This window comes from Nostoc sp. DSM 114159, from assembly GCF_053470285.1.
In genome coordinates this window covers 537,825-552,367 of sequence record NZ_JBPFEH010000001.1, presented here as the reverse complement: position 1 = coordinate 552,367, position 14,543 = coordinate 537,825, and the positions used below count along the sequence as shown (strand labels likewise).

14 protein-coding genes are annotated in these 14,543 nt (G+C 42.7%); 9 read left to right on the top strand and 5 right to left on the bottom strand.

Annotation, left to right across the window (positions count from 1 at the left end; all coding sequences use genetic code 11):
- The first annotated feature begins 107 nt into the window (after positions 1-107).
- The 6 genes from ACR5KR_RS02170 (at position 108) to ACR5KR_RS02145 (ending at position 5,069) form a co-directional block, all read left to right on the top strand.
- Positions 108-1,712, top strand: a complete 1,605-nt coding sequence (locus tag ACR5KR_RS02170; RefSeq protein WP_448265283.1) for a sensor histidine kinase — start codon at positions 108-110, stop codon at positions 1,710-1,712.
- The gene (locus tag ACR5KR_RS02165) at positions 1,690-2,358 is read left to right on the top strand and encodes a response regulator transcription factor (protein ID WP_448265282.1); all 669 of its coding nucleotides are present in this window, start codon (positions 1,690-1,692) and stop codon (positions 2,356-2,358) included. The genes ACR5KR_RS02170 and ACR5KR_RS02165 overlap by 23 nt, the downstream gene beginning before the upstream one ends.
- A 38-nt stretch (positions 2,359-2,396) precedes the next feature.
- On the top strand, positions 2,397-2,561 hold the full coding sequence (locus tag ACR5KR_RS02160; RefSeq protein WP_448270059.1) for a response regulator: 165 nt from the start codon (positions 2,397-2,399) through the stop codon (positions 2,559-2,561).
- A gap of 286 nt (positions 2,562-2,847) precedes the next feature.
- Complete coding sequence (locus ACR5KR_RS02155) at positions 2,848-4,041, top strand: NAD(P)/FAD-dependent oxidoreductase (RefSeq protein ID WP_445627970.1); 1,194 nt, start codon at positions 2,848-2,850, stop codon at positions 4,039-4,041.
- Positions 4,042-4,050: 9 nt separating this feature from the next.
- Positions 4,051-4,344, top strand: coding sequence for a hypothetical protein (locus ACR5KR_RS02150; protein ID WP_448265281.1), 294 nt, complete (start codon positions 4,051-4,053; stop codon positions 4,342-4,344).
- A gap of 77 nt (positions 4,345-4,421) precedes the next feature.
- Positions 4,422-5,069 carry an HAD-IA family hydrolase gene (locus ACR5KR_RS02145; protein ID WP_448265280.1) on the top strand — a complete coding sequence of 216 codons (648 nt, stop codon included), beginning with the start codon at positions 4,422-4,424 and terminating at the stop codon, positions 5,067-5,069.
- 33 nt (positions 5,070-5,102) lie between these two features.
- On the opposite strand, the gene ACR5KR_RS02140 is transcribed toward ACR5KR_RS02145, so the two are convergent.
- Together ACR5KR_RS02140 and ACR5KR_RS02135 are read right to left on the bottom strand one after the other, a co-directional pair.
- The gene (locus tag ACR5KR_RS02140) at positions 5,103-5,462 is read right to left on the bottom strand and encodes a DUF5615 family PIN-like protein (RefSeq protein ID WP_448270058.1); all 360 of its coding nucleotides are present in this window, start codon (positions 5,460-5,462) and stop codon (positions 5,103-5,105) included.
- Positions 5,459-5,791 (bottom strand): DUF433 domain-containing protein, encoded by a 333-nt coding sequence (locus tag ACR5KR_RS02135; protein ID WP_445627973.1) that lies wholly within the window; start codon positions 5,789-5,791, stop codon positions 5,459-5,461. The genes ACR5KR_RS02140 and ACR5KR_RS02135 overlap by 4 nt, the downstream gene beginning before the upstream one ends.
- Positions 5,792-6,213: 422 nt before the next feature.
- On the opposite strand from ACR5KR_RS02135, the gene ACR5KR_RS02130 reads away from it, so the two are divergent.
- The 3 genes from ACR5KR_RS02130 to ACR5KR_RS02120 all read left to right on the top strand — a co-directional run bounded on the left by ACR5KR_RS02130 (position 6,214) and on the right by ACR5KR_RS02120 (position 11,870).
- Positions 6,214-7,074: a Tab2 family RNA-binding protein gene (locus ACR5KR_RS02130; RefSeq protein ID WP_448265278.1), complete on the top strand. Its 861-nt coding sequence runs from the start codon at positions 6,214-6,216 to the stop codon at positions 7,072-7,074.
- Between the two features lie 520 nt (positions 7,075-7,594).
- A complete protein-coding gene (locus ACR5KR_RS02125) occupies positions 7,595-8,908 on the top strand; it encodes a TldD/PmbA family protein (RefSeq protein WP_445627978.1) in 1,314 nt (437 codons plus the stop codon).
- Positions 8,909-9,197: 289 nt separating this feature from the next.
- Complete coding sequence (locus tag ACR5KR_RS02120) at positions 9,198-11,870, top strand: chloride channel protein (protein WP_448265276.1); 2,673 nt, start codon at positions 9,198-9,200, stop codon at positions 11,868-11,870.
- Between the two features lie 24 nt (positions 11,871-11,894).
- Here ACR5KR_RS02120 and ACR5KR_RS02115 read toward each other — a convergent pair whose 3' ends face one another.
- From ACR5KR_RS02115 to ACR5KR_RS02105, 3 genes are read right to left on the bottom strand one after another with little or no spacing between them, the layout of a single operon-like run.
- Positions 11,895-12,086, bottom strand: coding sequence for a hypothetical protein (locus tag ACR5KR_RS02115; protein ID WP_448265275.1), 192 nt, complete (start codon positions 12,084-12,086; stop codon positions 11,895-11,897).
- 28 nt (positions 12,087-12,114) lie between these two features.
- On the bottom strand, positions 12,115-13,260 hold the full coding sequence (locus tag ACR5KR_RS02110; protein ID WP_448265274.1) for a glycosyltransferase family 4 protein: 1,146 nt from the start codon (positions 13,258-13,260) through the stop codon (positions 12,115-12,117).
- Entirely contained in the window at positions 13,257-14,519 is a 1,263-nt protein-coding gene (locus ACR5KR_RS02105; protein ID WP_448265272.1) for an O-antigen ligase family protein, read from the bottom strand. Before ACR5KR_RS02105 ends, ACR5KR_RS02110 begins: the two co-directional genes overlap by 4 nt.
- Between the last annotated feature and the right edge of the window lie 24 nt (positions 14,520-14,543).

Genomic DNA, 14,543 nt, shown 5'->3' with positions numbered 1-14,543 from the left:
GCAGAGTTAGAATCTCGTTCATCCACCTTTGAATCGCCAACCATTCCCCAGTCTCCAGCCCACGATCCCCAATTGCGATAAACTGTCTCAAATGGGGAGGGGTAAAAATGAGCAGCATCACCAATCATCGCCGCGATCGCAGGTTTGGGATTAAAATAACAAAACTGTTTTCGGGTTGGCAGCAAGTATTTAAAGAAGCACGCACCCGGATTTTGCTCTGGTACTTGCTGATTTTGGGGATAACATTTCTCATCGCCATTCCGGCGTTTCGCTATAAGCTCTACCACCGCATTGATGAGCGGGTTCGTCAAGATATGGTAGAAGACATGGCGGCTTTCAATGCCTTAATTAAAGGTGAAACCTTTGCTACAGAGGATTCGCGGACTGAGGACGATCCAGAAGACGTAGTAATTGGCCCGGAGCAATTGAAATGGTTGCTGGCTGGAAAAAAACAAATTGCTCCTCCCACTTCCAAAGAAGATTTGATTAAGCTTTTCAGAGCTTATCTGTTATATCGACTACCAGAGGATGATTCTTATTTCATCACCTTTGTTGATGGTGAATTTTATAAGTCTAGCCCTAGAGCGCGTCCCAAACCACTTGCCAAAGACTCACCACTCATGCAACGGTGGGCAAAACAAACTAAACCAGAACAGGGAGAAAAAGAATTTTCCGACCCCGATCTCAGTAAAATCCTTTACATGGTGGAAGCGATTAAAATTAATGGAAAAACGCGAGGTGTTTTTGTTGTTGCCCATAATACAAATGGTGAGCGAGCAGAGACACTGGAAGCAGTTTCCGTAATTATTGAAGTTTCTAGTTTAGTGTTTGTAGTGTCATTCTTTCTGGCGTGGTTGGCGGCGGGACGAGTGCTAGCTCCCCTACGGACAATTACCACCACTGCCCATGCAATTAGTGAGTCAGATTTAACCCAGCGCTTACCTACGCGAGGTAAGGGAGAACTGGCAGAACTAGCAACGACATTCAACGAAATGATGGACAGACTAGAGGCAGCTTTTGCCACCCAGCGAGAATTTGTCAACGATGCTGGGCATGAACTCAGGACTCCCATTACCATAATTCGCGGACATTTGGAACTGATGGGAGATGACCCTCAAGAGCAACAGGAAACCTTGGCACTGGTTATCGGAGAATTAGACCGAATGAGTCGTCTGGTGGATGACATGATTTTGCTGGCAAAGGCAGAACGCTTAGATTTTTTGCAGTTAGCGACGGTGAATGTAGCCGAGTTAACCCAAGAGTTATTTGCCAAAGCCCAGGCACTGGCAGAGCGGGACTGGCAAATAGATGCGGTGGCAAAGGGTCAGATTATAGTCGATCGCCAGAGAATTACTGAGGCTGTAATGAATTTAGCCCAGAATGCGACTCAGCATACTGGAAAGAATGATACTATTTCCATAGGTTCTGCGATCGCTAAAGGAAAAGTACGTTTCTGGGTAAGCGATACAGGCGAAGGCATTCCCCTTATCGATCGAAGACGGATTTTTGAACGTTTTGCTCGAACTCATAACAGTCGTCGTCGTTCCGAGGGTGCGGGATTGGGGCTGTCAATTGTCCGAGCAATCGCACAGGCGCATGATGGACAGGTATTGCTTCAAAGTCAACTAGGAAAAGGTTCAATGTTTAGTATCGTTTTACCCCTCGATTCCCCGCAAGAAATGAGTGCTTATGCCCAACATTCTCATCGCTGAAGATGAACCCCGCATTGCCTCATTTATTGACAAAGGATTGCGATCGCAAGGTTTTACAACGACAATAGTTGCCGACGGACTGCATGTGGTGGATGTTGTCCACAGTGGGGCTTTTGACTTACTAATTTTGGATTTGGGATTGCCTAGAAAAGATGGCTTTCAGGTATTGGAAGAACTACGGGGACAGGGAGAAGATTTACCTGTAATTATTCTCTCGGCTCGGAGTGACATTCACGATAAAGTCGCTGGACTAGAAGGAGGTGCGGATGATTATGTCACCAAACCTTTCCGATTTGAAGAACTTCTGGCGCGGGTAAAGTTGCGTTTGCGATCTGCTAGGTCAGTGAGAGATACCCCAGAGTTTATCCTCACAGCGGGTAATGTGGTACTCGATTTGCGGACTCGACGGGTAAAAGTAGGCGATCGCTTTGTAGAATTACCTGCCCGTGAATTTACAATGGCAGAAATGTTTTGTCGTTATCCCGGACAAGTTATTAGTCGAGAACAACTCCTAGATTTCGTTTGGGGGTACGATTATAATCCAGGTTCTAATATTGTTGATGTCTATGTTGGTTATCTCCGCAAGAAACTAGGCAGCAACATCATTGAAACCGTTAGAGGGATGGGTTATCGCTTACGAACCTAATACCAATCGCGGCAATTAGTCCTTGCTAATAAAGGGAAATTCGTAGACAGGGACAGACGCTACCCATTAATATCATCACAGCTCGTAAAGACGCTCGCAAACGAGCGATCGCACTCAAAAATAGAGCCAATGACTGTATTACCAAGCCATTTCGCTTCAGAGACTTACTGGAACGAATTGAAATCCATCTAAGTCGTGGTTGAGTATGAAATAGCACAGTAAGTTCGATACACTAACTTTTAAGCAATATTAGTGCCAAGAAAACTCCTAGCGTCGAAAAAAAACCAACTCATGGAAATAAAACCTTAATGTTTTCCAACAAGTTTATCCAATTGTTAGATTGCAAGCTGGCCAATTTTCTCACCAAAGCAGTGTTGAGTTAGCGATGTTAAAACCATTCATACAAATGGAGGGTTTTGAAACCTAAACTTTCAGTTACCCTGAAGTTAGTTGCCTAATTAATATTGATTGTTCCATAACATAGAATAGATGACTGAACAAACTTCTAGAATTTGTATCCTTGGTGGAGGCTTTGGTGGTCTCTACACAGCCTTGCGGTTAAGCCAATTACCTTGGGAATCTACGCAAAAACCCGAAATTGTTCTAATAGATCAAAGCGATCGCTTCCTATTCTCTCCTTTACTTTACGAATTACTCACTGGCGAACTGCAAACCTGGGAAATTGCCCCACCCTTTGAAGAACTTTTACAAGGCACAGGGGTGCGTTTTTATCAAGGCGTTGTGTCTGGAATTGACATCGACCAGCAACGGGTAAATATCCAAGAAGGCCCGGAAATCCCTTATGACCGATTGGTGCTGGCGCTAGGAGGTGAGACACCGCTAGATTTAGTTCCTGGTGCGGCAGCCTACGCCTACACATTCCGCACCATCTCTGATGCTTATCGTTTAGAAGAACGTCTGCGATTTTTAGAAGAATCCGATGCTGATAAAATTCGGGTAGCGATCGTTGGGGCTGGCTACAGTGGTGTAGAGTTAGCTTGTAAGTTAGCTGACAGACTAGGCCAAAGAGGACGCTTTCGGATCGTTGAAATCGCCGACCAAATTTTGCGAACTTCCCCAGAGTTTAATCGGGAAGCAGCAAAGAAAGCATTAGATGCCCGTGGTGTATTTATTGACTTAGAAACCAAAGTCGAATCAATCGAGCAAAATTGCATTTCCCTAGAGTACAAAAACCAGTTAGACACGATTCCTGTGGATTTGGTAATTTGGACTGTAGGAACTAAGGTTGCGCCCGTAGTGAAATCTCTTCCTCTCAAGCAAAATCAGCGCGGCCAAATCATTACTACATCCAATCTGCAAGTCCTCGATCGTCCAGAAATCTTTGCCTTGGGAGATTTAGCAGACTGCCATGATGCTGAAGGGCAGCAAGTCCCTGCTACGGCACAAGCGGCTTTTCAACAAGCTGATTATACTGCTTGGAATATCTGGGCAACTCTGACTAATCGCCCCCTCCTTCCCTTCCACTACCAACAGTTAGGAGAGATGATGGCGCTAGGAATAGACAACGCTACTCTCAGTGGTTTGGGAATTAAACTAGATGGCCCCTTAGCATACATCGCTCGCCGTGCTGCTTATTTATATAGATTGCCAACTTTAGACCATCAGCTAAAAGTTGGTTTTAATTGGCTATTCCGTCCGATTATAGAAACACTTTCTCGGTAACTTTCAAGGTTGAGAATTGGGAATTGGGAATTGGGCATTGGGCATTGGGCATTGGGCATTGGGGAGGCAGTGCGGTCTTCTCCCTTGGCGCTAGCCTCTCCCTTTGGGAGAAGGGGAGACGCTTTAGCGCATAGCGCTGGTGGCAAGCGAGTCTGCGAGCGTCTGGGGTCTCCCCAAGTGGAGGAGGCAGTGCGGTCTTGGGGTCTCCCCAAGTGGAGCAACTGCCGTCAACTGCCGTCATTGGGCATTGGTAAAAACCAAGATGTTTACGATGATTTGTTTAATTTCCGCCAATCTACTTAGCAGATGCTAGACTCAACCCACAGAAGCTTTGAACAAGCCAAAATCTAAAATTCAACATTCAAAATTTTCAAACTTTAATGGAACAACCGAAAGTTATTTTTTTAGATGCTGTGGGTACACTCTTTGATGTCAAAGGTAGTGTGGGCGAAGTTTATAGTCAGATCGCCCAGGAATTTGGCGTTACAGTTTCAGGCGAAACATTGAATACAGCTTTCATCCAAAGCTTTAAAACAGCGCCACCGCCGATATTTCCAGATGCAGAACTGCAAGATATTCCCCAGCGTGAGTTTGATTGGTGGCGGATAATTGCTCTGAACACTTTTGAAAGGGCAGGTGTTCTCAAGGAATTTTCTGACTTTTCGGCTTTTTTTAGCGAACTTTACATTCACTTTGGCACTGGCGAACCGTGGTTTGTCTATCCCGATGTTTTACCAGCTTTAATCAACTGGCGGCGGTTGGGAGTTAGCCTGGGGGTGCTGTCCAATTTTGATTCTCGGATTTACTCAGTATTGCAAAGTTTGGGATTGAGAGAGTTTTTTACCTCCGTCACCATTTCTACGCAGGTACGTGCAGCTAAACCCGACCCGCAAATTTTTGCCATTGCCTTAGACAAACATAAATGTTCCCCAGAGGCGGCGTGGCATATCGGCGATAGCATTGTAGAAGATTATCATGCAGCTAAAGCAGCTGGACTCAGAGGCGTTTGGATCGACCGTGGGAAATGAGGGAGATAGTTTCAATTTAACAATGCCAAATTTTTAAAGTGGAATCCAATCCAATCTATCAATCCACTCTTCTGCCTCAGTCGTTTCCCAAATCAAATAAATTGTTTCTGCCCAAATACTGAGGTTCCCACTGGAACGCAACCAAACTAGTCCCCAAATATGTCCTCCATCTCCCCAGTGTTCTTCCAGATGTTGGGGCATACTTTTGCGGTTGTCTGTAACTAATATTCGTTGGGATAATTCCAGGTAGCGCAGGATATCTGGGTCAAGCGTACCTAATGGTGGTGCTTCGACATCGCCTACGCGCAGAATATCTATTGCTGGATTGAAGCGCAAAACAGCTATCTTCAGTTTGGGCGACAAATTTTCATCAAGGAGAAAACGTACCTTCACCAAGAGTTTAGCAACTCCTGCTCGCGTTGCGCCTTTAATACTCTTAAACGTTGCATCAAAGTTGAAGGATTAGCTAATGATTCTTGATAGCGCTGTTCTCGCCACTTTGCTAGCCGCAACATATAAGCATCTATTTCAACACGATTATGCAGATAGTAGGTAAGCGTAGCGTAAATTTTCTCCAAATTCAGGGAAGGTAATTCTTCTAAAATTTGCTCTGGTGAATATCCTTGCAAGTAATATTGAATTACATTATCAATACCAATGCGATGCCCTTTGATACGGATGTCATCTGGGTCTAAAAACTCAAAATAATCTTCTAGTTGCATCCATCTACCTCTGAAATGTCTTTTAGCATTATCCTAATTACTCTTGGCTAATTCCATACGATCGCTGGGGTACTGTACTGTTGTTGCATTTTTTCCAACTTTTAAAGCGTCAGGGACATAAAACCTCTAGGTCTGACATGCTTAGTATTTATATTATCCACCTCAAAGACTCGTTCATTCCCCTTGCTCCGACTCCCTACTCTCCACTCCCTTATTCCCCAATACGGTTCAGATAAGGATTCTTCACCTCCCTTGTGGTTTGGGAAAAGGGGAAGGTGTAAAGGGGAAAGGTTTGAATTTACCCTTTACCCTTTTCCCTTTCCCCCAAAACCCGAACCGTATTGCCTTATTCCCCTGCTGCCCCAACACTCGTATGATCGAGATATCAGGAAAACATAACAGCCAGATTTTTACCGCAAAACATGGGCAGTATTTGGGAAATCGATTTTTACTCCCGTCCGATTTTGGACGCTAATCAAAAAAAAGTTTGGGAAGTCTTAGTCTGCGAAAGCCCCTTGAATATCGGCGCAAAAGTAGACTCTTTGTTTCGCTATGCTCAATATTGTCCCAGTACCCAGGTAAATTCGGGCTGGTTGCGGACAGCATTGCAGGAGGCTATTAACCAAGCTGGAAAAGCACCAATTAAAATCCGCTTTTTCCGCCGCCAAATGAACAATATGATTACTAAAGCTTGCCAAGATTTGGGTATTCCCGCCCAGCCTAGCCGCCGCACTTTGGTTCTCAACCAATGGTTAGAACAGCGGATGGAAGAAGTGTATCCTCAAGAGACAGGGTATCAAGAGGGGACTAATCCCTCAGTCCGCTTAGAGAAACCTTTGCCACAACGTTTACCAGATGCTTTAGAAGGACAACAGTGGGTATTTGTTACCTTAGATGCTGCGGATTTTGCTGATATGCCAGAGTGGGAAATTGGCTTTGGTGAGGCTTTCCCTTTAGAGTTGGCGAAAGTTTTACCCGAAGCCCGTATTCCTGGTATTTTGATTTTCTCATCGAGAGCGTTGCCCTTGGCTGGCTGGATGTCAGGTTTGGAGTTAGCTTTCTTAAGATTTGACGCCAGCGAAGAGGCGAGATTGCTTTTAGAAACTGGCGTAACTGAAAGTTGGATTGTGGCAAATATTAAAAAACCTCAAATCTTAGCAGAAGCCAAAGGTTTTGAAGCAGCCAAGCAAAAAGCTAATGGAGTACATTTTATCGGCGTACAGTCCGATCCCAAAGCAGAATCTTTTGCTGGTTTTTGGCTGTTGCAGGAGGTTAATTTGTAAAAATGGGCAGGGAGCAGCACTTCGGCTACGCTCAGTGACCGGGGGGCAGGGGAGCAGGGGAGCAGGGGAGCAGGGGGCAGCACTTCGGCTACGCTCAGTGACCGGGGGGCAGGGGGCAGGGGGCAGGGGGCAGGGAGCAGGGAGCAGGGAGCAGGGAGCAGGGAGCAGGGGAGAATAATAAATAACTAATGACCAATGACCAATGAGAAATGACCAATGACAAATGACAAATGACAAATGACAAATGACCAATACTTCGACTACGCTCAGTACAAGTGACAAATGACAAATGACAAATGACTAGATCCGTTGAGACATGACAATGATTTGGGATAATTAACTGCGTCCATCAGTGTCGATCTGCGGTTTCAAATCGTAACTGTAAAGAAACACTGATGATTTTTGGATAGTTATCTGCGTTCATCACTGGAAGGTGCGTAGGCGTAGCCCGTCGTAGACATCGCACTTCTCAAAAGATAGCGTTGATATGCGGTTCAAAATCCACAATTCACTAAGGGTCATGGGTTCTGAAAATTTGTCACAAGATACACTAGCCGAACAGTTGCTGGAACTAGCTATAAAATCTGGAGCAGAAGCTGCTGAAGTGTATCAGTCGCGATCGCTTTCTCGTCCCGTGTTTTTTGAGGCAAACCGACTCAAACAGCTAGAAACTAACCAATCTGAAGGCACAGCACTACGACTTTGGCGAAATGGGCGTCCGGGACTGACGGTGGCTTACGGTTCTGTCTTAGCCGAAGTAATGGTAGAAAAAGCTCTGGCTTTGAGTCAACTAAATCAACCGGAAATTGTCGAATTAGGCTCTAACTTTCAGCCTGACTACCCCAATTTAGGAGAAAGTTTCCCGATAGAGGTTTTGGTGGACTGGGGCAAAGAAGCGATCGCACTCATCCGTGATGCCTATCCCGATGTTGTATGCAATGGTGACTGGGAATGTGATATTGAAACCACCAGACTAGTCAACACCAAAGGTTTAGATTGTCATTATACAGACACTACCCTCAGCTGCTATATATCAGCAGAATGGGTGCGTGGTGATGATTTTTTAAGTGTTGCTGATGGTCAAACCAATCGGGGGGAACTCGACTCACAGAGATTAGCTAACCAAATTTTACAACGGTTAATTTGGTCTAGTGAAAATATTTCACCTCCGATTGGTCGGGTCCCGATTTTATTCACTTCTAAAGCCGCCGATATGCTTTGGGGTACTGTACAAGCCGCTTTGAATGGCAAGCGAGTTTTAGAAGCAGCTTCACCTTGGGCAGAACGTTTGGGTAAGGAAGTAGTTGCACCTAGTCTCACCATCTACCAAGATCCAGAAGCTGGTCCTTACAGTTGCCCTTTTGATGATGAAGGCACTCCGACTCAATCTCTGGTATTTATCCAAAATGGGATTTTACAGCATTTCTATAGCGATCGCACCACTGGCTCCCAACTGGGTACTAATACCACTGGAAATGGTTTTCGCCCTGGTTTAGGTAGCTATCCTACCCCTGGTTTATTTAATTTTCTCATCCAGCCTGGATCGGCATCGCTACCAGATTTGATTCAACAACTAGATGATGGCTTGATTGTCGATCAAATGTTGGGTGGTGGCGGCAGTATTTCTGGAGATTTTTCGATCAACGTTGATTTAGGCTACCGCGTCCAAAATGGTCAAGTAATTGGGCGCGTTAAGGATACGATGGTTGCAGGTAATGTTTACACAGCCCTGAAGCAATTGGTTACACTAGGCAGCGATGTTGATTGGAATGGTTCTTGTTATACTCCGTCTCTGATCGTAGAAGGGCTATCTACTACGGGAAGAAGCAATTAAATAATTCGTAATTCGTAATTCGTAATTCGTAATGGGCTACGCCCCGCTACGAAGACAGTAATTCGTAAGTGGGGACAATGCTTGTGTGGTAGCGAATTATATTTTGCCAACGACTTTTAAACATCTTCTGAAGATTCCACCGAACAGCTTTTTAGTTAAGATTTGTCATCAAAAATCGTTCGACTGAGCGTTCGCGAATGCGTCTCGTAGAGAAGTCGTACCCCTCTGGGGAGGCAAGCTACGCGTAGCGTTTTGCAGGAAAGTCCAAAATCTCAAATCCAAAACTGGTATGAATCAGCGTTTTCGCACCTGGTGGCAGCCTAGAAGAGGTTTAGCGATCGCCGAAGCCTGTATTATCGGTCTGGTTGCTGCCCTATCTGCGGTATTCCTGAAAGTCGGATCGGGATGGCTGGGGACATGGCGAGTGCATACTACCCAGCTTTTGCCGACATGGCTGGTACTACCTGCAATTGGTCTTGTCCTGGGATTTCTGGCTGGATGGTTGGTGGATAGATTAGCACCAGAGGCTTCTGGTAGCGGTATTCCACAAGTCAAAGCTTCTCTGGCCAATGTGCCTGTGACATTATCTTGGCGGGTAGCAGGTGTGAAGTTACTCAGTGCCATGATCGCCATCGGTTCCGGCATGACTCTGGGACGGCAAGGCCCTACTGTCCAAGTGGGGGCAGGTTTGGCAGCAGGGATGAGTCGTTGGGTTCCCACTTCCCCAGATCACCGACGACAGATGATTGCAGCTGGTGCAGGTGCCGGTTTGGCTGCTGCTTTCAATGCCCCGATCGCAGGTGTATTGTTTATCGTTGAAGAATTACTCCAAGATTTATCAGGATTGACTCTCGGAACTGCCATTATCGCCTCCTTTATTGGTGGAGTGATATCCCGACTTTTGGGTGGTGGCTCTCTTGACCTTAACTTGCAATTAGTAAAATCTTCCAGCCAATTTTCCATCCCAGAAATTCCCTTTTTTATACTGTTAGGTATTTTGGCAGGCTTGTTTGGTGCATTGTTTAATCGCGGCATTATATTTAGTATTAAATTTTACGAAAGATTACACATCAGTTTGCCCTTGCGCGTAGCTTTAGCTGGATTTATCTCTGGTGTTGTCGTGGCTATGCTCCCCCCATCCTTCCGTGATAATACTGGATTGCGGGAGTCATTAATTACTGGATATTCTCATCCTAGCGTCGCCGCGATCGCCTTTGCAGCCCAGTTCATCCTCACACTAATCGCATTTGGTTCGGGCGCGCCGGGGGGATTATTCTCTCCCAGTCTGATTTTAGGTTCTTGCTTAGGACACATCATCGGTGTATCTGAGTTATATATCACCGGAGTTGGTTCTCCTACGACTTATGCCCTAGCGGGTATGGGTGGATTTTTTAGTGCTGTCTCGAAAGTGCCAATCACAGCGATTGTGATTGTCTTTGAGATGACGACAGATTTCAACTTGGTACTACCTTTGATGATTGTTTCTGTCGCTGCTTACCTGGTTGCGGATAAGGTAATGCCTGGTTCGCTTTATGAAAAACTTTTGGAGTTAAAAGGGATTACTCTCACCAAAGAAGTTGCGATGGAAGGAGCATTAACCAAGTTAACTGCAAAAGATGTGATGCAAAAACGGGTAGAAACTCTAGATGCAGAGATGAGCTTGGAAGAAGCAATGCAAGCTTTTGCTCGTTCCCATCATCGCGGTTTCCCTGTGGTAGAAGATAGCAAGTTAGTGGGGATTGTAACGCAATCAGATTTGTTAAAAATCCGCGAGAGTACAAACCACACATTTCGCGATCGCAATTTAGCCGATATTTTCTTAAAAGAAATTATGACATCTGTGCCGATGACAGTATCACCAATTCACACTTTAAGTAATGTACTATATTTACTCGATCGCCATCAAATCAGTCGCTTACCGGTGGTAGATAGACGAAAACTGATTGGGATTATTACCCGTGCAGATATTATTCGGGCGGAAGCAGATCATCTCAATGGTGAAAATGCCACACCGAAACTGCGACCAGAACCTTCATACATAGTTTACCAGACGCGATCGCCCAGCACTGGTAGAGGTAGATTATTAGTACCCGTAGCTAATCCCGAAACAGCAGGTGTTTTATTACAAATGGCAGCAGCTATTGCCCGCGATCGCCATTATGAAATAGATTGCGTGCAAGTGATGCTGATACCCCGCCACAGTTCCCCATCAGAAACACAGGTAAGAACGGCAAAAAGTCGCCGCTTGCTACGACAGGCAGAAGTCTTAGCAAAAAAGTGGAAAATTCCTTTGCACACGCAGATTCGAGTTACCCACGATGTGGCGCAGGCAATTTTGGAGACAATCAACGAACAACACATCAACCTAATTTTAATGGGGTGGAAAGGTAACACATCTACCCCTGGTCGGATTTTTGGCAGCGTTGTTGATACCATAATTCGCCAAGCCACTTGCGAAGTCGTATTAGTAAAATTAGGCACTACTCCCCACTCAAAACTCCCCACTCAGCACGGGCTAAACGCCTCGCTTCCGCTAACAGAACTCAGCACTCAGCACTCCTTTAACCGTTGGCTAGTTCCAGTGGCTGGTGGTCCCAATTCCCCACTAGCAATTAAATTGCTACCGGCTTTAATTACATTGGGAAACGATCCGAAAATTCGCCTGACACAGGTGTTTAAGCCATCTGAACTCAAGCCAGATATGTCAATTTCAGAACAAGCCATCCGCCGTTTGATGCGTCGCCGTAAATTGTCGAATACTGTAATTGCTCTCCCGGTGCAAGCTAATTCAGTCGCCGAAGGTGTGATTAACCTAGTGGAAACCGAAGGTTACGACGTTGTAGTTTTGGGAGCTTCCCGCGAGGGATTGCTACAGCAAGCGATTCAAGGTAATATTCCCGAAGCGATCGCCTCTGGTGTTGAAAGTACAGTGATTTTGGTTAGAGGTGCGATTCAAAAGTAAAAAAACATAGATTTTAGTGAGTTTTTAATGATAAAATACACCAATAATTAGAGTAACAATTATTGGTATTAAGATGGGAATAGCAACTATAAGTCCCCACTTACCAAACTTAATTTCCTCACCCTCAGATTTGAGAAACGCAATCCAACCTACAACTCCCATCAAAACCCAAATAAATCCAAAGGCAAGAAATATAACAAATATTGAATCGTCCATTTTTTTACCAAATTTTATTAAATTGTAACTAATTACTACTAATTAACTTTGCTAAACTTTCCCGAAACTGGCTAAAATCAAAAGCTTCAATAGTTTTTTGTTGTAAGTATTCTGGTTGGTAAATTACTGGATTAGAGCAATCACCTTGTAGGATTTGAATTAGATTATCGGCAATTTCTTCAACATTATCAGGATCGACCAAACATCCCAACTTCCCCTCAGCCAAGGGATCTATAGAACCATCTTGATTACCCGCCAATACAGGTTTACCACAAGCTAAAGCTTCTAAAAAAACAATTCCAAATCCTTCTCCTTTACTAGGCAGAGCAAAAACATCGCAGAGATTGTAATGATCGCACAATTCTTGCTCTGGAACAAATCCGGCGATTGTCACACAATCTTGGAGATTTAAGTTGGTAACTAAAGTTTTAATTCGAGGTATATCATCTCCTTTACCTGCAAGAATAAAGTGAACATTAGGGAGATGCGATCGCACTTTCACTAAAGCATAAAGGATTTGGTCATAACCCTTGTATTTTGCCATACTTCCCAGCCGCGTTACTGTTAAAATTATCGGCTGTTCATCTGTTAAGTTATATCGCTTGAGTAAGTAGGTAGGTTTAGAATTTATTGGAAACTTACTAGCATCAAATGTATTAGGCAAAATAACTATTTTGTCGGAATCAATATTTGGATCTTGAAGCAAACGCTGGCGAGTATAATTACTAACACTAATGATTTTATCTGCTTTTTGTAAAGCAAATTTTGTTGCCTTATTTTCGATATCCCAAACTTCTAAGCCATGAGCAACCACCCAGTAAGGAGTTCTAGTAAAAAATTTGACAATATAACAAACAATCGCGTAGTTAACATGAGTGGAAATCACTATAACGGGATGTTGAATAATAGCTAAAATAATTATTTTCGTGGCAAATAAAATTGGTTGCAATAATTTTGGTAAATCTCCAAAATAATGAAATCTTGTTGAACTTAAAAACTGCAATTTCTCTGGCTGTTTTAAACTATACTTATCATATTTGAGAAACACATCATAATCAGCTTCAGGATATATATCTTGTAAAGCTTTCAGCAAAAATTTTGAGTAAACTTGAATACCTCCCTTGAAATCAAATATATTCGGAAATATTAAGTAAAGACGAGGTTTAACACTCATATTTTTTTGGCATTTTCAATAATTTCAGGTTTTAATTGGGTGACAACATCTTTTCGAGAATTGATAGCCGCTGCTATAAAATAAAACTCAATAGTTGTAAAAGTATAGTCTTCAGTAAAAACATCTGGAATTTGAGATGCTAAAAACATAATAATTGGAACAGTAATTAAAGGATTAGCATATTTAACCTTCAATGCTATTCTCGTTAAAAAATTAGTAAATAGCAATAATCCAGGAATTCCTTGCTCTGCTGACACATTTAAAAATATATTATGTGCGTGATAACTTTTTTTCCCCCAAACTTTCACTCCTATCTGGTCTGGAAAAACTCCTATGCCTATACCAGTAAATGGTCTTTTAATAGTTTCATTAATAGCTGCCTGCCACATTTGAAACCTTGAAAGACCTGTTCCCATAAGAGTAGGAATTTTTTTTTGATTTGGATTGACTGAACTTGAATTATCTAAAAATATATTAGTTAATGGAAATATTTTACTATCTGCTAAACCAATTCTCCGTGTAGAAACTGGTGCAGTTAAAATGAATAAAAACAACAAGCTGATTAGATAAATCATTTTTCTAAAACTAATAATTTTATATATCAGCAAAAGCAGCATTCCAATTATAAAAATTACCCAACCATTACCGCTGGCAGACAAAGCTAAGGGAATTAGAAAAATGAATTCGTTTATATGTAATTCAATTTTAGAAATTTTATTCTGGTTTTCTAAAATCAGGCTTAAACATAATCCAATAGCGACTATGACCCCAAACTGATTAGGGTTTTGCATAATTGAACCAATCTCAGGATAAAAGCTAGGAAACTTTAATAATTTAAAAATCCAGTTATTAGGAAGTAAAACCTCTAAAAAACCCAAACCTGCAATTATCTGTAGTAAATATAAAATGCAACGATAATAAAATGTTAAAGATGGTGCGGTTATATTCTTAAAGGTTAATACTAAAAAAGCAAAAAATAATATGTAATAAGTTGAGTATTTTAGACTATAAGTAATAGCAATATTTGGGAAGTCGCTTATTAATGAGGAAAACCACATCCACAAATACATCAGACTTATAGATATCACAATTATTTTATGCTTCTTAACAACTTCTGGGAGACATTTTAAAGATAAACTAATGATTCCAAAACTAAATACAGGAAGTAATAAATAATGAATCCCAATATTTATTCCTGGAAATTTAATTCGCCCTAAAAGTGAAGAAAACAGTATGAGTAAAAAAAATATATTAATCATAACTTTTATTTAAAATATTTTTTC